Below are 18,723 nucleotides of genomic sequence, written 5' to 3' on the forward strand. Positions count from 1 at the left end.
GTAACGTAGATCTCAGCGTATAGATTTCAGCAAAGGAAAAGGATACAAACGTATGGAACGAGACAGCACACAGGAACAATATGAAGAAATGACGCAGACGCCGGTTCCGAAACTGGTACTGCGGCTGGCGGTTCCCACCACCATCAGTATGCTGGTAACTAGCATTTACAATATGGCAGACACTCTGTTTGTCAGCCAGCTTGGAACGAGTGTCAGCGGTGCGACCGGAGTGGTATTTGCATTAATGGCAGTAATCAATGCGTTTGGATTCATGTTTGGACATGGTGCGGGCAGCAATATCAGCCGGAAATTAGGGGCGCATGATGTGGAGAGTGCCCGTGTGTTTGCTTCCACCAGCTTCTTTTTAGCGTTCTTAGCCGGAGGTTGCATTGGAATATTAGGACTTTTATTTCATGTTCCATTTATGCGGCTTTTGGGAAGCACAGATTCTATTTTGCCTTATGCGCTTGAGTACAGCACATGGATTCTCATTTCCGCACCGGCGATGGCTTCCAGCTGTGTGATGAACAACATTCTTCGTTATGAAGGGAAAGCTTTTTTCGCCATGCTGGGGCTGGCATCCGGCGGTATTCTCAATATTTTTGGTGATATGTTTCTGATTTTTGAACTAAATCTGGGAGTGCGCGGTGCCGGTATCTCTACGGCTGTTTCGCAGTACATCAGCATGGCAATCTTGATCAGCCCGTTCTTTAGAAAAAAGGTACAGAGCCGGATTCATATCCGCTATATGACCCGGAGACTTTCCGATGTGACCAACATTATCGCAACCGGTTTTCCAAGCCTGATGCGTCAGGGACTTAACAGTATTTCTGTGATGATTTTAAACCAGTGTTCGGCTCCTTACGGTGATGCCGCCATCGCTGCCATGAGCATTGTGACCCGGGTCATCATGTTCCTGTTCTGTATTGCACTTGGCATCGGTCAGGGTTTTCAGCCTGTCAGCGCCTTCAATTACGGCGCGAAAAAATACAGCCGTGTGCGTGAAGCATTCTGGTTCAGCATCCGAAGCAACCTTGCTGTTATGAGTGTTTCTGCTTTGTTTGGAATAGTATTTGCTGCTCCTATTGTAAAAATGTTCCGCGATGATCCGGCGGTTATTTCCATCGGAATCACCGCGCTGCGTATCCAGTGTATTGCCCTGTTTTTCATGCCATTTTCCCTCTGTGGAAATATGCTGTTCCAGAGCATCGGACAGAGTGGAAAAGCAACTTTTTTGTCCATGATTCGAAGCGGTCTCGTCTTTATTCCGGTTTTGTGGATTCTCAGTTATCTGATTGGGCTTTTTGGAATTCAGACGTCACAGACGATTGCGGATGGGATAGCTGCGGCGATTACCATTCCGATGGTGGTGAGGTTCCTTCGGCGGATGCCGGAGGATGGGGAAGAATTTAGCAATAAAAGCGGATTTCTCTAAAAGTTGAATACCACAAATCAATAACCGATTTATTCCGGGCTTCGATGATCTGCATGATGATTCGGAGTTGTTTGTCTGGAATTTTCGAATTATTGTGGCACAAAAGACATTTTCCGGACTTTGTAATCCATATTTTGGTAGCATTGGGAGAAGGAACGCCCTTAGCAATATGAACGTGGACTGGTTCGAGCGGATTGTTTTCATTGACCCAGAAATAAACCGTATATCCAGCAATTTTAAAAACCTGCGGCATGATCAAGACCTCCTTCGATTCCACCTTCTCTTGCCAGCTGCAAAATGATGTGGGCGACGGATTCCAGAAGCTCCTGAAAATAATGGATATCTTCCTGAGAGAATCCCTGAATGTTTTCCCAGCGGTATTCCGGAAGCCAGCAGGTGGCGGAATAAAAGCCGCCCTGAACTGGTTTTTCGATTCGAACTTCGACTTCTTCTTTTCCTGAATTTTCCAGTATTTCGGAATGGACAATTTCTGTATTGTCATTTAAGGTCATAAAAGGGTATAACATTTTAAAAACGCCTCCTATATTTTTATATATTGCAAGTGATTCTATGTTGAGTTTGATTTTGTGAATTTTCAGCTATATGGTTGAACTTCACAGAATTTAAATGTTGCAGATTTTAGTGATTCTTTAACAAATCATTGATTTTGATGCTCAGACCCGGATAGATCCCAACCGGAATATCAGAATCAAACGAGTAAAGACAAGGGTCACTATCACGGTCATAATAGTAAACCACAACTTTTTCCTTTGCAGGATCGATAATCCAGTATTCCCGGACACCTGACTGGGAATAGATTCCATTCTACAGTTCGATTTCTATTACTGTTAAAGTAGCATATGAAAATAAAAATTGCAAGATACTTCGGTAATCTAAGATGAGGCGGCACTAAGATTTCAGACGGACAGCGGGAAAAATATGAAAAGAATTAAAAAAGAGCTGCCACGTTTTGAGTGACAGCCCTTGATTGGCAAATTTATGGATTTTTACCGTACCTTCGTATCTTCCGCATAAAACTCCGCATAAGCATCCTGCAAAGTCTTCAGCGTCTTCGGATCCTTTCCTCCGATTGGTTTACCATCAAGCTCAACGGCCTGGATGCAGAGCCCACCGGAGCTGCTGACGATGATTTCGTCGGCGTCTGCCAGTTCCTGCATGGTAAATGGTGCCTCGCTGGTCGGGATGCCGTTTTTCTCAGCTAACATCAGCAGGTGTTTTAACGTGATGCCCGGAAGAATCAGATTATCTCTCGGTGGGGTGCAGAGAACGCCGTCCTTGATGATTAAGATATTGCTGTGGGCGCATTCGGTGACGCGTTCGCCGCGGTGGAAGACCGTTTCCTGGCAGCCCTGTTCGATGCAGCGCTGGTAAGCGATGACACTTGGAATCAGGTTCAGCGTCTTGATGTTGCAGTGCAGGAAACGGGTGTCCTCCATCGAGATCAGGCGGAAAGTCTTATCAAATGGAATCAGGTCGCACGGAACAGTAAAAATCATCAGATTTGGTTTTACGGTAGCAGGTGGAAACTGATGTCCACGATAGGTAGTTCCGCGGGAACACTGCCAGTACAGCATACCGTGGTCAATCTCATTGGCATCGATGCATTTCTGCAGCTCGGCACGCAGTTCTTCGCGCGACATTTCAAACGGGATTTCCAGCAGCTTGCAGCTGTTGTAGAAACGGTCGAGGTGGTCGTCTGCGGCAAAAATGTTGTTGTTTGCAAAGGTGGTGGCATCGTAGCAGCCATCTCCAAAATAAACGGCGCGGTCCAATATCGGGATTTTCATTTCCTCGAGGGGGCCGATTTCTCCATTGTAATATCCGACATATTTCATTGCATATACTTCCTTTCTATGTTGATTCGAAAATACCTCGTCAAGTGTTTACATTATACCACATCCGCCTATAAGATGATATCTACCACAGGCGGATGTGTTCTTATCATTACATATTTATTTGTCTTTATGTTTAATAATCTTATATCCGCCTACCAGCAGCGTCGGCAGCAGGTAGAAGAGGATAAATCCGTAAGACAGGTACGAATAGCCCTGCTCGATCAAGGTGACAACGCCGACGCGGGATAATACGAGTGCAGCGATCAGCGTGATGACCGTAATCAGACCGCGGTTTGTATCGGACAGCTTGGCAGCGCCCTTTTCCTCCATGGCAACGTCGAAACGGTCGATGATCATGTGGATGCAGCCAGTTGCCGTCTCAACCAGCGTCCAGCCCATAACGAGACTGAACAGTGCCATCAGTGCCGGTCCGCCGTTGACTGCCTTGATCATTTCCATCCACGGGGTTGTGACATCCGCGCCGACGATGGAGGTGTCACCGTAGAAGCACATCATCGCAAAGTAAGACAAAAACCACGGAATAACCATCAGAAGACCGGCGATCAGACCGGAAATAAAGGTTTCTTTCCGTTTGGTCTGGCGTGTCAGGGAGAACATGCCCATCGGGATGGAATTGATGTTGTAGGCAACATACAGGATACCGGTGTAAATGCACAACGGAACAGTGACAGAGCCGTCGTAGGTGCTGGTGTCCATCGTGCTGAATACATGGGAAATGTTGCCGCCCTTGTTGACGAGTACCAGAATTGTAAACAGAATATAGCCGCCGTACAGTAAAATAGTACCGATCGATTCAAATTTCTCGATCATCTTGGAACCCTTAAAGTTCAGGAGTCCGCAAATCAGAACGATCACAACGGAGCCGAGAATATTCGGAAGTCCGACCTGCTCGAAAATACTTCCGGTTGCGGCTGCCATAACGGCAATCAGCAGAATCGCGATGAGGACAGTTAAAATATCCATCATCGGCCAGAGCGGTCCAATGACCTGCTTGATATAGTTTTTATAATCGTAAACCTTGTAGATCCGGCAGATCTCAAAGGTCAGGAAGGCAAACAGGGCAAAACCGATGCCGATCGTCAGTCCGGAGATCCAGCCCATCGCTCCGAATTTCGCACCGTAAGAATAAATCTCACGTCCGGTTGCATAGCCGCCGCCAATCAGAACCGATTGCAGCAGGACGCCCGGCAGAATGTACTTGGCGTATGTGCCTTCGTAGAAATTTTTGAATTGTTTCATACCTTTCACTCACTTTCTTTTGTTGACTATTAAAAATTATAAAGGATGAATGAAAAACTTGCCAATAGAAAGAACAGATATTATAATAAGGGAAACTTATAACGAAACAGGAAAAGCCAGATCGAAAGCCCGTAAATTGGGCGGCGTGATTCATTTTTTTGCTCGATCGAAAAGACGCGATTACATATAGGATATAGAAATGGGGAAATGAGATGAATTTAAAACAAATGGAATATTTTGTGGCGGCGGCGGAGCAGCTGAATTTTACGCGGGCGGCGAAAAAATGTTTTATTTCGCAGACAGCGATGACGCTGCAGATTCGGTCGTTGGAGGAGAAGATCGGGGTGCCGCTTTTTGTGCGGGACAAGCACCATGTCGAACTGACGGCGGCGGGAAAGGTATATCTGAACGAGGCGCGGGCGATTCTGGTCCGCGCCGAGGAGGCGGCGAAGCTCGCGCGGACGGCAGCGGAAGGCGTAGCTGGGGAGCTGACGATCGGATTTATCCGGGGATATGAGCAGAGCCGTTTTTCGGAGACGCTCAGAAGTTTTCATGAGGCGTACCCGAATATTTCGATTCATCTGCTGCGGGAAAATATGAGCGCGCTCTATGAGCTGTTAGATAATGGAACCTGCGATCTTGCGTTTAATCTGTCTCTGTACACGCAGAATTACGAGGATTTAAAGCACCGGTTCCTCAAACGGTTTCCGATGATGGCGGTTCTTTATCCGGGACATACGCTGGCGGGAGAGAGCCATCTGATGTACTGTGATCTGGCGCGGGAAGACTTTATCATCATGCAGCCGCAGGGGCGTTCCAACGATGAGGCGGAAGAAGTATTGATTTGTTACAATAAAGGCGGTTTTATACCGAATATCGTGGCGCGTGAACGGGAGGTACAGACGGTGCTTCTGGAGGTGTCAGCGGGATTTGGCGTGGCGATTCTCCCAGAATATGCCGTCCGCCATTATCGGAATGCGCGGAATCTGGTAGTGGTTCCGCTTCTCCGCGCGGACGGCAGCCCGGAAGAGCTTGATTTTGAGATCGCATGGCGTCAGAGCAACCCGAATCCGGCGATTGAAAAGCTGCTGCAGTGGGTGGAGACACATGAGTATGTGGAATAATGAAAGCTGGAAGCTGCTGTTCATATCTGTTGAAGGGAGATTAACTGGAAAAATGAACACAACCATGTGCTTATAAAATGAAAAACAGGCATATCGCAGAGAAAAGGATGAAAATCATGCATGGATTCCTGCGGTATGCCTGTTTTGGAATAAATGGATAAGGGCTGCTATCAGTCGGGCTGCATGGTAAAAAGAGTTTGAGCGCAGTCTTTATTTAAATGGGAAAACAACCGTCAACATCCATTTAAATGCTTCCGGTGCATAAACGGCGTGCGGCTTTTTCGCCGGCATGACGAGAACTTCGCCTGCGTGAACCAGGTGCTCGACGCCATCGACCGTGAAGCGGCCGGTGCCTTCCAGAACGGTCACCATCGCATCTCCGGTGGAATTATGGGTGGAGATTTCTTCGCCTTTTGCAAATGCAAACAGAGTAACGCTGACAGCTTCGTTCTGTGCCAGAGTCTTGCTGACGATCTGACCGTCTTCTGCGTTTACCAGGCCGGCTAAAGACTGCACTTTTTCGTGAGTAATGTTTTTGATGTATGGGTATTCCATAATGAACCTCCTTAATAAAATCTCGTTTAGATATATAAATTTTCGTATTCTTTTGAGTCTGATTGAGTCCATTCGGCAGGTGTGTATAGAGAGCGGAACCTGCACGAAATGGTTGGGTAGGTCAATCGGGGGAATGGCAGATATTAATCTAAAATCCGCCCATCGATCGAAATGGTTGTTACCTGCCATGGAATGAATTTTCCGCTTGCCTGCAAGGCATTTTTAACTGCCTGTTCAATGCCTCCGCAGCATGGAACCTCCATGCGGACAACGGTCACGCTCTTGATATCGTTGCTGCGGATAATTTCGGTCAGTTTTTCGGAGTAATCGATGCTGTCCAGTTTCGGACATCCGATCAAGGTTATTTTACCATGGATAAAGTCCTGATGGAAGCGGCTGTATGCGTAAGCGGTGCAGTCGGCAGCGACCAGGAGCTTTGCCCCATCGAAATACGGTGCATGGATCGGAGCTAATTTAATCTGAACCGGCCAGTTTTGAAGGGCGCTCACCGGGATGGATGCTGAATCAGAAGGATTAAAAGTCTCGGCGCTATCTGCATGAGTATCGTCATGTTCAGAAGGAGCGCTTTCAGTGCGCTTCAGGAAACGGCTCATGGATCCTGGACATCCGCTGAATGCAGGGCGGGCGGAAGCGTTTGCAGAAGCAGCAGTATTTGCATTTTCCAGCACCTGTTTTGCCTTGCGGGCAGCCATATGAACCTGGACGGCCGCTTCATCGTAAGCCGCTGCTTCGCGCTCGACAAAAGAGATGGCACCGGTCGGACAGGCTGGCAGGCAGTCTCCCAGACCGTCACAGTAATCATCTTTTAAAAGAGCTGCCTTTCCATCAACTATGCCGATGGCGCCCTCGTGACAGGCAGAAGCGCAGAGCCCGCAGCCGTTGCATTTTTTTTGATCAATTTCAATAATTCTTCGTATCATGATAAAAACCTCGTCTTTCTTAACTTTCATGTATAAATTTCCTGTCCGTGAGGATAAAAGCACGGAACAATTACTGTTTCAATTACGAGATTAAGTATAATTGTTTTGCTGAGAAAAGTCGGTTGTTTTTACAACGTTTTTAGAAAAGCTACGGCAAATTCCGTTGTTGGACACGCCTTTACTTTCCTATATGCTTGTACTATAATTAATACTTATATAGCCAGATAAAAAGAATGGCGGAGAAAGGCTGAGAACCAGAAAAATCAAAGATAGAACGATGGAGAATGACAGAGTCAGGGGCTGTTGACTCAGCTGGTGGATAGAAGAACTTCTGAAAGCGAGGAAAAACATAAGATGAAATTTGCAAATAGAATGGACCGGTTTGGCGAGGGCGTGTTCTCCATGCTGGCGCAGATGAAGAAGAAAAAATTGGAAGAGGGGGAGATGATCGTTGATCTGAGCATCGGCGCACCGAATATTGCCCCCGCACCGCATATTTTAAAGGCGCTCAGCGAAGCCTGTCTGGTACCGGAAAATTACCTGTATGCAATTCAGGATCAGCAGGCACTTCTGGAGGCAGTGTCCGACTGGTATGCGCGCCGCTATGGAGTGGAGCTGAACCCGGAGACAGAGATTTGCTCTTTGCTCGGTTCCCAGGAGGGACTGGCGCACATCGCACTTTCGATCGTGGACGAGGGCGATGTGGTTTTGGTACCGGATCCGTGTTATCCGGTGTTTGCGGATGGTCCGTCTTTGGCGGGGGCAGAGCTTTACTATATGCCGCAGCGCGAAGAAAATCACTACATCATTGATTTGAAGGAAATTCCGGAGGAAGTCGCTCAGAAAGCGAAATTTATGATTGTTTCCTACCCGAACAATCCGACGGCGGTGCTGGCTCCAGACAGTTTCTATGAGGAATTGATTGCATTTGCAAAGAAATATGATATTATCGTTCTTCACGACAACGCCTACAGTGAGCTTGTGTTTGACGGAAGAACCTGCGGAAGTTTCCTGCGTTTTCCGGGCGCACGCGAGGTCGGCGTGGAGTTTAATTCGCTGTCAAAAACGTACGGATTGGCGGGCGCGCGCGTCGGCTTCTGTGTGGGAAATGAGGAAGTGGTCAGTCATCTGAAAACATTGAAATCCAACATGGATTATGGTATGTTCTTGCCGATTCAGAAAGCGGCGATCGCGGCGATCAGCGGTGACCAGAGCTGTGTGGCTTCGACGAGGGCGGCATATGAGAGACGGCGCGACTGTCTGTGCGACGGACTTGCATCCATCGGTTGGAAGATGGAAAAACCGGAAGGCACGATGTTTGTGTGGGCGCCGATCCCGGCAGGATTTACGGATTCGCTGGAATTTGTACAGACTTTGTTTGAAAAGGCTGGGGTTCTGGTAACACCGGGCAACGCATTTGGACCGTCGGGCGAAGGTCATGTGCGGATGGCACTGGTGCAGGACGAGGATGCGATTGCGCTGGCGGTGCGCCGGATTGCAGAGAGCGGCATTTTACAATCCAATCAGTAAAGATATAAATCAATAGAAGATAGAATGGATACAGGAATTTATAGATGAATGTGGAAAAAAATATCCGGGGAAGACAGAGAGTCCTGGTGACGGTCTGGATCTGGCATATTGTTTTAATTTTATATATTTTGTTTATCTACTCCAATTCCATGCGTCCGGCAGTACAGTCATCGGCGGAGAGCGGACGGATCCTCCGGTTTTTGCAGAAGCTGGCAGCAGAGTCCGGAGTGGCTGTACCATGGCTGACCGAACATATTGTGCGCAAATGTGCTCATTTTATTGAATATACAGGGCTGGGAATGCTGCTTAGACAGAGTGATGCCTGTGTGCGCAGGAACCGGACTGTCTCAGAAAAAATGCGGATAGAGGATTTGGTTGATCGGGGAGATGGGACTGGGAGAATGTGTGCGCTGACACCGGACGGACATGTATGGCTGGAACTCCATCGTATCGCTATTTTTGCGGTCCCGTTTCTGGATGAGACGATTCAGCTGTTTACCGAAGGACGTTCCGGGCAGCTCAGCGATGTATGGCTGGATATGGCGGGAGCACTGACTGGAACGGTGCTGTATCTGGCAGCGAGGCGGATATATTTGCGAATAAAGAAAGAATGAAGATAGATAACACATGGAGAAAAAATATGCCAGATCGAAATATAAAAATTACCCTGCAATATGACGGAAGCCGTTATGACGGCTGGCAGAAGCAGGGAAACACGGACAAGACGATACAGGGAAAATTAGAGCAGATTCTGGAGAAAATGGCAGGTCAGCCGATTGAAGTGCACGGCTCCGGACGTACGGATGCCGGTGTCCACGCGTGGGGCCAGGTGGCAAATTTTCACCTTCCGACATTGTGTAGTGGGATGGATGCGGAAGAGGTAAAGGCTTATCTGAACCGCTATCTCCCGGATGATATCGCTGTTTTATCGGCACAGGAGGCGGGAACGCGTTTTCACAGCCGTTTAAATGCCGTTTCCAAGACCTACTGCTACCGGATTGAGACGGCAGCGAAGAAAAATGTATTTGAGCGCCGATATGTGTACGGTCTGGGGGAACCTCTGGACATAGCGGCCATGAGGCGGGCGGCTGCGTATCTGACAGGTGAGCACGATTTTAAAGCATTCTGTTCGTTGAAACGGATAAAAAAATCGACGGTGCGGAATCTCACTGCCATCGAGATTGCCATGCGGGAAAGTGTGTGCGAACTGCATTTTCGTGGCAATGGCTTCCTATATAATATGGTAAGAATCCTGACCGGAACACTGATAGAGGTAGGACTTCATAAGCGGACACCGGAATCGGTGGCGGAGACGCTTTTTTCCTGTGACCGAGCGTTGGCGGGCTTTACGGCGCCGCCGGAGGGGCTTTTTCTGGAACGGGTCGAGTATGAATAAAGCTGCATTGATTTTTGCCAGCTGCTGCGAGGAGCTGGACAGGAATCAGAAAAAATTCATAACAAATGCAATAAGAACTGGTTTATCTGCATTAAGTTATATAGAAAGGAAATTTCGTCCATGTTTTTGATGGGGCTTTTAACGACCATGGAAGAGACGGTCGCCTATGATAAGATGAGCGATGAAAAGCTGCTTTTGCGAGTGGCAGAGGGAGATAAGGCGGCGTTTCAGCAGCTTTATCAGAATACGGATAAAACTATATACGGTTTTATTCTGTCGATTTTGCGGAATCCGCAGGACTCTGAGGAGGTCATGCAGGAGCTTTATTTAAAGGTCTGGACTTCGGCTGGAAGCTATCAGTCGCAGGGCAAACCGCTGGCGTGGATGTTTACGATCGCTAGAAATCTTTGCTATATGCGTTTCCGTGACCAGAAGCATGAAGCGGATATCGGGCTTTCGGATCTTTCTGAGATGGAGACAGGGGAATTCTGTCCCCAGATAGAGGATGCTGCGGATAAGATGGTATTACACGCAGCACTCAAAATATTAAATGAAGAAGAACGGCAGATTGTACTTCTGCGGACATCAGCGGGGTTAAAACATCGTGAGATCGCGGCAGATTTGGAGATGCCGCTGGCAACGGTGCTTTCCAAGTACAACCGTGCTATGAAAAAACTGAAAAAACACCTGAGAGAGGAGGGAGTACATTGACCGATCACTCTGAAACAGCGTGGGAACAGGATGAGATTGAGTCACATCTGCGGTCGGCGATGGACGCCCTGACTCCCAACGTATTTGATAAAATCGATCTCTCGACGCCACAGGAGATCTATGTAAAACCATCCAGACGTGTACGGATGTACCGCCGGATGCGGACCGTGGCGATGGCAGCAGCAGCCTGTCTGTGTGTGGCTGTGTTAGGAGGCGGTGTTTCATTTTACCAGAATCACCGTGTCGATTCGGTGATTGGCATCGATGTCAATCCGAGTATTGAGCTTTCCGTCAACCGGAACGAGAAAGTATTGCAGGCGAATCCGCTTAATGAGGATGCGGAGACGATCCTGGATGATATGAATTTGAAAAATGTAGACCTTGATATTGCGGTCAACGCATTGATCGGTTCGATGGTCCGGAACGGTTATCTGGATGAACTGGACAATGCGATTCTGGTTACCGTGTCCAATGAGAATGAGAAAAAGGCATCATCTTTGCGTCAGGATGTCGTAGGGGATGTAGAGTCTTCCCTGCAGGAACACGCGGTACAGGCGGTTGTCTATGACCAGCGGATGAAGGTAACCGGGGAGATTCAGGATCTGGCGGAGAAATACAATATTTCTTATGGAAAAGCGTATTTTCTGCGAGAGCTGATTCGGGATAACGACCTGACCGAAAATGATATGAAAAAATTTGCCGGTATGACGATGGAAGAGATTGCGCGGGAGATCGCGGATCGTGCTTATACGGTAGGTTATTCGAAGACGGACAGCACCATTGAGACGGATGCGGCTCTGGTTCGTGAGGTGACATTGCCGCAGACCGAGGAAGAAACCTTAGCGGAGACGACCGTGGAAAGCACCGGTCAGCCGGAAAATGAACCGACGCCGGCAGAACAGCCATCGACTGCAGTACGCCCGGTGGAGACAACCGCCGCAGCAGATGAGGACGAGGAAGAAGTCGATTCGGGAGGCAAGAAAGCGAAGATTGACTATGTAGATTACGAGAGCGGTTCGCTGAACATCGTTTTTAAGGAAAAGGTTAAATGGAAAAATCCGACCGTGTCGGTGGTAGATCCGGACGGTCAGAGCTATTCGGCGAGAATCACGGACACAGGCGGAACCTCCTGTGAGATTCACGTCAAAGGGCTTCCAGCCAATACGGAGTGCACGTTTACGCTCGGCGGAGTGGCAGTGCGGGACGGCGGTTCCTTTGGTACGGTAAAAGGCTATTTCGAGACGCCGGATATTGCGGACGATCTGATTGATGAGGATGACGACGATGCGGATGATGAGACAGTGGAGACAAAGCCGTCCGAGACATCCCGTGCGCCGGAGACACTGACAGAAGCAGTAAAAGAGAGCACGCACTCGGAGACAGAGTACAGTCAGATGGAGACAAAGCAGACGGAAAAAGAAACGAAGACAGATGCGGAGTCAGCTAATTAAAGCGGAGTGTATGAGGATATATGATTCCTGTTGCCTGAACCATGATATGTCTGGAGTTATCAGAAGTTGGATTCGGGCAGCAGGAATTTTAAGAACCATTAGAATTATTTGCAGGAAGCCTCGTGACGGAAAAATATCCGGGGCATTACGAGACTGTAAAATGTTTCGAACTGGTAAATAATTATAATTGTTCAAAAAAACATAAGTGTTTGAAAAAAATACTTGACGAAACAAAAATTTATGATATAATAATAAATGTGGCTGAGACAGCTATGAAATAAAAGATTGGGCTATCGCCAAATGGTAAGGCAACGGACTCTGACTCCGTCATTTTCAAGGTTCGAATCCTTGTAGCCCAGCTATTTTGAGACAGTGAGGATGATTCATCCTTGCTGTTTTTCTTTTATCTTTTCTATTTTTTTCTGATTGGTAGATTCTTAAAGATTCCAACGATTGACAAATTCCCTAAAGTACAATAGACTTATCTGGAAACATAATTGAGAAAAAGTTTCAATAGTATTTTTCTCTCTATGCTTTGCTTCAAAATCAGGCGGATGTAGAAGCCTGATGACATACAATGAGTTTGACTAATGAAGAGAGATGGAGGCAGAGAATGACATTAAAGGATTTACCAATAGGAAAAACTGCAACCGTTCGGGCAGTTGGCGGAGAAGGTGCACTGCGGCATCATTTTCTGGATATGGGATTGATTCCGACTGCATCGGTTACGATGGTAAAATATGCGCCGATGGGCGATCCGGTTGAGGTGCGGATTCATAGCTATGAACTGACGTTGCGCCTGGCGGATGCAGAGAAGATAGAGATTGAGAATGTACGCGAGGCAGGAACCGAAGCAGCGGACAAAAAGGAACATGGGATTCCGATGGCGCGCGCGATCGATCACCCTGGACTCGGAGAAGGTGGAAAATACCATACAAAGGCGGAGGAACACCCATTGCCGGATGGCATCGTCCTGACGTTTGCCCTGGCAGGTAATCAGAACTGTGGCAAAACGACGCTTTTTAACCAGCTGACCGGATCCAATCAGCATGTGGGGAATTTCCCGGGTGTGACGGTGGACCGGAAGGATGGCACGATCCGCGGACATGAAAATACGAAAGTGACCGACCTGCCAGGAATCTATTCCTTATCGCCATATTCGAATGAGGAGCTGGTGACGCGCCAGTTTATTTTGCAGGAGCACCCGAAGGGAATCATCAATATCGTGGATGCGACAAACATTGAGCGCAACCTGTATCTGACCATGCAGCTTCTGGAACTGGATATTCCGATGGTTCTGGCGCTTAATATGATGGACGAGGTGCGCCAGAACGGCGGTTCTGTCCGTGTCAACGAACTGGAGGAAGAACTGGGAATTCCGGTTATCCCGATCTCAGCGGCAAAGAATGAAGGAATCGGAGAGTTGATCGATCATGCGCTTCATGTAACGCATTTTCAGGAGAAACCGGGACGGCAGGATTTCTGTGATGCGGATTATCACGGTGGTGCGGTGCACCGCTGCCTGCATGGCATTATGCATCTGATCGAAGATCACGCGCAGAATGCGGGTATTCCGGTGCGCTTTGCTGCATCAAAGCTGGCAGAAGGCGATGAGGAGATTGAGGCGCGTCTGAATCTGGACACGAATGAAAAAGAGACGCTGGAACATATTATCTGCCAGATGGAGAAGGAACGCGGGCTGGATCGGGCAGCTGCGATTGCGGATATGCGGTTTGGTTTTATCGAAAAAGTCTGCAGGCAGACAGTCGTCAAACCGAGGGAAAGCCGGGAACACCAGCGAAGTGTGAAGATTGACCGTCTTCTTACCGGAACCTACACGGCGATTCCGGCATTTATTGCAATCATGGGTCTGGTATTCTGGCTGACATTTAATGTGATTGGCGCGGTCCTTTCAGATGGTCTGGAACTGGTGATTGAATGGCTGACAGAGCGGGCAGACGCAGCGCTGACAGCGGCCGGTATCAATCCGGTGCTCCATTCCCTGCTGATCGATGGTGTGTGCAATGGCGTGGGAAGTGTTTTGAGCTTTCTGCCGATCATTGTGACGCTGTTTTTCTTCCTGTCACTTTTAGAGGACAGCGGTTATATGGCACGTGTGGCGTTTGTGATGGATAAACTGCTTCGAAAGATCGGCCTTTCCGGACGGAGCATCGTGCCGATGCTGATTGGCTTTGGCTGCACGGTACCAGGAGTCATGGCAAGCCGGACGCTTTCTTCGGAGCGAGATCGAAAAATGACGATCCTGTTGACTCCGTTTATGAGCTGTTCCGCCAAGATTTCGATTTATGCGTTTTTTACCGCTGTATTTTTCCCGCATCATGGGGCGATTGTTATGATTGCACTTTATCTGTTGGGAATCCTGATGGGAATTTTGATGGCAATGCTTCTTAAAACAACTTTATTTAAGGGTGAAGCCGTTCCGTTCGTCATGGAGCTTCCGAACTACCGGATGCCGGGGGCGCGCAATGTCGCCCAGCTTCTCTGGGAAAAGGCAAGGGATTTCCTGCAGAAAGCATTCACGGTTATTTTTGTGGCGACGATTTTAATCTGGTTCCTTCAGACATTTGATCTGCACCTGAATGTTGTGTCCAATTCCCAGCAGAGTCTTCTGGCGGTTATTTCTGGTGTGATTGCACCACTGTTTGCGCCGATGGGATTAGGCGACTGGCGTGTCTGCACGGCACTTCTGACCGGATTTATGGCAAAAGAGAGTGTTGTATCAACGCTGTCGGTTCTGTTCGGGACGACTCAGAGCCTGCGTGACATTCTGACCCCTCTTTCAGCGGTCAGTCTGCTGGTTTTCTGCCTGCTCTATACGCCGTGCGTGGCAGCGATCTCATCGGTCAGACGCGAACTGGGCGGAAAATGGGCTTGCTTTGTCGTGATGGCGCAGTGCGTGATTGCGTGGATCGTAGCGTATGCGGTCTATCTTTTGCTGGGGATGGTAATGTAGGTTTTGACAGAAAGTGAACCAAGGAAAAATTTCAAGTAACAAAAGGAGCTGCTGTTTTATTCTTTTTATGGGTTTACAGTAGACAACATTTTAGAAAAATGTTTATAATAGTAGGAAGTGAAAAAATAGACAGGAAAGTAACCGGATGGACAGTCATTCGAAAAAATGGATCTGTTTTTATCGAATAGAACCAGGAGGCGGGGACGGAGTTAATGCAGACGATCAATGAAGACATCAAAAATGGCACATTTAAGCCGGTTTATCTGCTATACGGCGAAGAGGCGTTTTTGAAGCAGAGTTATAAAAAGAAGCTGCGGGCGGCGATCTCGGGCGATGATACGATGAACTACAATTATTTCGAGGGAAAAGGGCTGGATGTGAACGAGCTGATCAGTCTGGCGGACACGATGCCATTTTTCAGCGAGCGGCGTCTGATTCTGATCGAGGACAGCGGATTTTTCAAGACTTCTTCGGAGGCGCTGGCGGAGTATCTGCCGATGATGCCGGACACGACCTGCATCGTATTTGTGGAGGAGGCGGTCGATAAGCGAAACAAACTCTACAAAAAGGTCAAGGATCTGGGTCACATTGCGGAGATGAAGCGGCAGGACAGCGCGCAGCTCGCCAGATGGGCGGCGACGATCCTGGCGCAGAATGGGCGGAAGATCACGCCCTCCACGATGAATCTCTTTTTGGAGCGCGTCGGCGATGATATGGAAAACATCCGGATGGAGCTGGAAAAACTCATTTCCTACACGATGGGCAGTGAGGTAGTGACGGCAGAGGATGTGAAAGTCATCACGACCGTGCAGATCACGAACAAGATCTTCGACATGGTAGCGGCGATCACGGCGGGAAAGACGAAGCGGGCGATGGATCTGTACGAAGACCTGCTGACACTCAGGGAGCCGCCGATGCGGATCCTGTTCCTGATTGCCAGACAGTTTAACCAGCTTTTGCTGGTGCGAGAATTGCAGGCGTCCGGCGCAGACCGGGGGACGGTTGCCTCGAAATTGAAAGTACCTCCGTTCGTAGCCGGAAAACTCAGCAGCCAGGCGGCGGCATTTACGAAAGAACAGCTCATTTCCTATGTGCAGACCTGCGTGGATGCCGAGGAGGCAGTCAAGACCGGGCGGATGGGCGACCGGCTGGCGGTGGAGCTGCTGATCAGTCAGCCCAGAAGTTCCGTGCGCTGATTCTAAAGGGCAGTGCCAGCATCAGAATCAGCGGTTCTTCGGCCGGACCCGGCTGGAAAAGAAGCAACAAAAAACCATTATTCTGTCACACCCACAGAATAATGGTTTTTTAATTTGGGTTAATTTTTAATATATAATTCGAAAGATCCGCTCTGGATAATTAAGCCAGAGTATTTACAGCCTTGGAAAGACGGGATACTTTGCGGGAAGCTGTATTCTTGTGGTATACGCCCTTGGAAGTAGCCTTGTCGATCTCGCTGGTAGCAGCTAATAATGCAGCCTGTGCAGCAGCCTTATCTTTTGCAGCAACAGCAGCTTCTACTTTCTTAACAGCAGTTTTAACTTTGGATCTGATAGCCTTGTTTCTTGCAGCTCTTGTCTCTGCAACTAAGATTCTTTTTTTTGCGGATTTAATGTTAGCCAATGTAGTGTACCTCCATCATAAATTCTTTTATTTTGATTCGTAATTCATTTTGTATTTGGTTTGCATTAAAGCCTGGACACGGACAGTTCAATGTAAACATACTATTACATTCTATCGAATAAAGGCAGTATTGTCAATATCTATTTGCCTGTTTTTAGGGAAAAATTCGGAAAAAATGAAAGGGGAGCTGAAAAAGCAGCTCTTGTCAAGTTGCATAAGCGGAATAAAAAATAAAAAAATTGATCGTTCAATATGATGAAATTGTGAAAAAATAAAAAAAGTGCTTACACGAATGGAAAAAAGACGTTATAATAGCGAACCGTAACCCAAATCGAATATAGTTTGAAAAAACGCAGTGAGATTGCATACAGCAGTAGAGATCGAAACGAGTTTCCGATTTCTGCTGCCTTTTATTTTGTGAAATTTATCACGGACAGCATCTTGTGCGTGGGTGTGTCGGACTGATTTGCCGTTGCATCTGGATAGAAGCAATTATTTTATAGGAGGAGAAGGAAAATGCCAAGAAATAAGAGAGAAAGTTTTATCTATTCCGTTATCATGTGTTTCACGATGGTACTCTGGATGAGTATGTACAATGTAACCCTTCATATGGGACATTTATCCTTGGAAACGATCCGCGAAGGATGGATCGGATTCCCGTTTGCATTCGTGTATGCGTTTCTGTTTGACTGGTTCATCGTGTCCGGTCCGGCGAAGGGAATTGCGTTCCGTTACTTTGTATCACCGGAGAGCAGCACACTTCGTAAAGTAATCACGATCTCCTGCTGCATGGTCGTTCCGATGGTATTTGTTATGTCCTTATATGGCGGTCTGGAAGCCTGCGTGAAATCCGGCGCATGGAGCCAGTTGCTCATCATCTGGCTGACCAATATTCCGAAGAACATCATCATGGCGCTTCCGTTCCAGCTCATTGTAGCAGGTCCGCTGGTGCGCCGCGTGTTCCGTACCGCATTCCCGGAGGGAACCGTGCTGCAGGAACCGGTTATGTAGGGAGATAGCAGAAAAAACTGGATATCCCCTTTTTGTGTCATTACGGATTCAGCAATACCGAAGCATAAAATACGCCGTCCCGCCATTCAAACCGCGCATCGCCGTGGTACTGTTCGGCGATCATGCGGATCGATTCGGTTCCGATGCCGCTTCCAGCAGGTTTGGTCGATACCAGTTTTTCATTCATCCAGGTAGGGCTGAATGCGCTGGTGTTGTCCGTGGTGATGGACAGGGTGGAGGTACCCGTCTGCACCGCGGAGAGACGGATGAAAGGCGGCGTGTTTTCAGAGCTGGAACACCCGGTCTGACAGGAGAAAAAGTTGTAGCCGAAGAGCGCCTGACAGATGCAGAAAGCGGCGGCACGCACGACCAACAGATAATCGATGATAAATAAATATAGAAATAAAATCATTCCGATCTCGGCGTCTACTATCAGCTTAAATAAAACGCCAAAGCAAGGGAGCGCGAGGTATTGCACCCATACACTGGACAAACCATCTACAATCGCGATTTTCAAAACAAAATCCCTCTTTTCTTCTGATTGTCTGGGAAAAGGCTGCTTACGCATGTTTCGAACCTTTTGATCCTAATATCATAAAGATGTTGGGGTCAAAAGGCATTTTGACCCCTCTGATACCAGATTGCTCCGCACTATATGCTCCCGCAATCTTCAAAAACATTCGTAATTCGCTCATTTTTCTTTGAAAAATGGCTACTTACTCATATTTTTGGCGGGTTCCAAGGTCAAAAATGCTCCTGCAAGCAAGCTTGCGTCGAACTTCTGACCTTTTGACCCTGGTATCATAATAAAAGTATCATAACATAAAAAGAAGCAAAAAAGGCATAGTTTTTACATCTT

At 47.9% G+C, this 18,723-nt stretch carries 18 protein-coding genes and 1 tRNA gene; 11 read left to right on the forward strand and 8 right to left on the reverse strand.

The window, feature by feature from the left end; all coding sequences use genetic code 11:
* Window positions 1–52 precede the first annotated feature (52 nt).
* Complete coding sequence (locus DXD12_RS13370) at window positions 53–1,435, forward strand: MATE family efflux transporter (protein WP_118638518.1); 1,383 nt, start codon at window positions 53–55, stop codon at window positions 1,433–1,435.
* On the opposite strand, the gene DXD12_RS13375 is transcribed toward DXD12_RS13370, so the two are convergent.
* The 4 genes from DXD12_RS13375 to DXD12_RS13395 form a co-directional block, all read right to left on the reverse strand.
* Window positions 1,410–1,688 carry a DUF4160 domain-containing protein gene (locus DXD12_RS13375; protein WP_118467052.1) on the reverse strand — a complete coding sequence of 93 codons (279 nt, stop codon included), beginning with the start codon at window positions 1,686–1,688 and terminating at the stop codon, window positions 1,410–1,412. The genes DXD12_RS13370 and DXD12_RS13375 overlap by 26 nt on opposite strands.
* Window positions 1,672–1,962: a hypothetical protein gene (locus DXD12_RS13380; protein ID WP_118467054.1), complete on the reverse strand. Its 291-nt coding sequence runs from the start codon at window positions 1,960–1,962 to the stop codon at window positions 1,672–1,674. Before DXD12_RS13380 ends, DXD12_RS13375 begins: the two co-directional genes overlap by 17 nt.
* A gap of 480 nt (window positions 1,963–2,442) precedes the next feature.
* The gene (locus DXD12_RS13390) at window positions 2,443–3,291 is read right to left on the reverse strand and encodes an aminotransferase class IV (protein ID WP_118522615.1); all 849 of its coding nucleotides are present in this window, start codon (window positions 3,289–3,291) and stop codon (window positions 2,443–2,445) included.
* Between the two features lie 117 nt (window positions 3,292–3,408).
* Complete coding sequence (locus DXD12_RS13395; protein WP_107001263.1) at window positions 3,409–4,551, reverse strand: hypothetical protein; 1,143 nt, start codon at window positions 4,549–4,551, stop codon at window positions 3,409–3,411.
* A gap of 212 nt (window positions 4,552–4,763) precedes the next feature.
* Here DXD12_RS13395 and DXD12_RS13400 point away from each other — a divergent pair, with 212 nt between their 5' ends.
* A complete protein-coding gene (locus DXD12_RS13400) occupies window positions 4,764–5,675 on the forward strand; it encodes a LysR family transcriptional regulator (protein WP_118638519.1) in 912 nt (303 codons plus the stop codon).
* Between the two features lie 210 nt (window positions 5,676–5,885).
* Here the strand turns inward: DXD12_RS13400 and DXD12_RS13405 are convergent, their stop codons facing one another.
* Together DXD12_RS13405 and DXD12_RS13410 are read right to left on the reverse strand one after the other, a co-directional pair.
* Window positions 5,886–6,230, reverse strand: coding sequence for a cupin domain-containing protein (locus tag DXD12_RS13405; protein ID WP_118638520.1), 345 nt, complete (start codon window positions 6,228–6,230; stop codon window positions 5,886–5,888).
* A 143-nt stretch (window positions 6,231–6,373) separates the two neighbouring features.
* Window positions 6,374–7,171 (reverse strand): 4Fe-4S binding protein, encoded by a 798-nt coding sequence (locus tag DXD12_RS13410; protein WP_118638543.1) that lies wholly within the window; start codon window positions 7,169–7,171, stop codon window positions 6,374–6,376.
* A gap of 354 nt (window positions 7,172–7,525) precedes the next feature.
* On the opposite strand from DXD12_RS13410, the gene DXD12_RS13415 reads away from it, so the two are divergent.
* The 8 genes from DXD12_RS13415 (at window position 7,526) to holA (ending at window position 16,429) form a co-directional block, all read left to right on the forward strand.
* Window positions 7,526–8,701, forward strand: a complete 1,176-nt coding sequence (locus DXD12_RS13415; RefSeq protein ID WP_118570469.1) for an aminotransferase class I/II-fold pyridoxal phosphate-dependent enzyme — start codon at window positions 7,526–7,528, stop codon at window positions 8,699–8,701.
* Between the two features lie 44 nt (window positions 8,702–8,745).
* Window positions 8,746–9,315, forward strand: a complete 570-nt coding sequence (locus DXD12_RS13420) for a VanZ family protein (RefSeq protein WP_118467064.1) — start codon at window positions 8,746–8,748, stop codon at window positions 9,313–9,315.
* Window positions 9,316–9,341: 26 nt separating this feature from the next.
* Window positions 9,342–10,097: a tRNA pseudouridine(38-40) synthase TruA gene (truA, locus tag DXD12_RS13425; protein WP_118638521.1), complete on the forward strand. Its 756-nt coding sequence runs from the start codon at window positions 9,342–9,344 to the stop codon at window positions 10,095–10,097.
* A 120-nt stretch (window positions 10,098–10,217) separates the two neighbouring features.
* Window positions 10,218–10,808 (forward strand): sigma-70 family RNA polymerase sigma factor, encoded by a 591-nt coding sequence (locus DXD12_RS13430; protein ID WP_118471852.1) that lies wholly within the window; start codon window positions 10,218–10,220, stop codon window positions 10,806–10,808.
* Window positions 10,805–12,259 carry a hypothetical protein gene (locus DXD12_RS13435; protein ID WP_107001257.1) on the forward strand — a complete coding sequence of 485 codons (1,455 nt, stop codon included), beginning with the start codon at window positions 10,805–10,807 and terminating at the stop codon, window positions 12,257–12,259. Before DXD12_RS13430 ends, DXD12_RS13435 begins: the two co-directional genes overlap by 4 nt.
* Window positions 12,260–12,545: 286 nt before the next feature.
* A tRNA-Gln gene (locus DXD12_RS13440) sits at window positions 12,546–12,618 on the forward strand.
* A gap of 254 nt (window positions 12,619–12,872) precedes the next feature.
* Window positions 12,873–15,233 carry a ferrous iron transport protein B gene (gene feoB / locus DXD12_RS13445; protein WP_118638522.1) on the forward strand — a complete coding sequence of 787 codons (2,361 nt, stop codon included), beginning with the start codon at window positions 12,873–12,875 and terminating at the stop codon, window positions 15,231–15,233.
* 212 nt (window positions 15,234–15,445) lie between these two features.
* A complete protein-coding gene (gene holA, locus DXD12_RS13450) occupies window positions 15,446–16,429 on the forward strand; it encodes a DNA polymerase III subunit delta (RefSeq protein WP_107001255.1) in 984 nt (327 codons plus the stop codon).
* 160 nt (window positions 16,430–16,589) lie between these two features.
* Here holA and rpsT read toward each other — a convergent pair whose 3' ends face one another.
* Window positions 16,590–16,853: a 30S ribosomal protein S20 gene (gene rpsT / locus DXD12_RS13455; RefSeq protein ID WP_022358531.1), complete on the reverse strand. Its 264-nt coding sequence runs from the start codon at window positions 16,851–16,853 to the stop codon at window positions 16,590–16,592.
* A gap of 516 nt (window positions 16,854–17,369) precedes the next feature.
* Here rpsT and DXD12_RS13460 point away from each other — a divergent pair.
* On the forward strand, window positions 17,370–17,864 hold the full coding sequence (locus DXD12_RS13460; RefSeq protein ID WP_117795985.1) for a DUF2798 domain-containing protein: 495 nt from the start codon (window positions 17,370–17,372) through the stop codon (window positions 17,862–17,864).
* A gap of 40 nt (window positions 17,865–17,904) precedes the next feature.
* Here the strand turns inward: DXD12_RS13460 and DXD12_RS13465 are convergent, their stop codons facing one another.
* A complete protein-coding gene (locus tag DXD12_RS13465) occupies window positions 17,905–18,381 on the reverse strand; it encodes a GHKL domain-containing protein (protein ID WP_182426599.1) in 477 nt (158 codons plus the stop codon).
* Window positions 18,382–18,723: the final 342 nt, after the last annotated feature.

Source organism: Clostridium sp. TF11-13AC, from assembly GCF_003481065.1.
Classification (GTDB): Bacteria; Bacillota; Clostridia; order Lachnospirales; family Lachnospiraceae; genus Otoolea; species Otoolea fessa.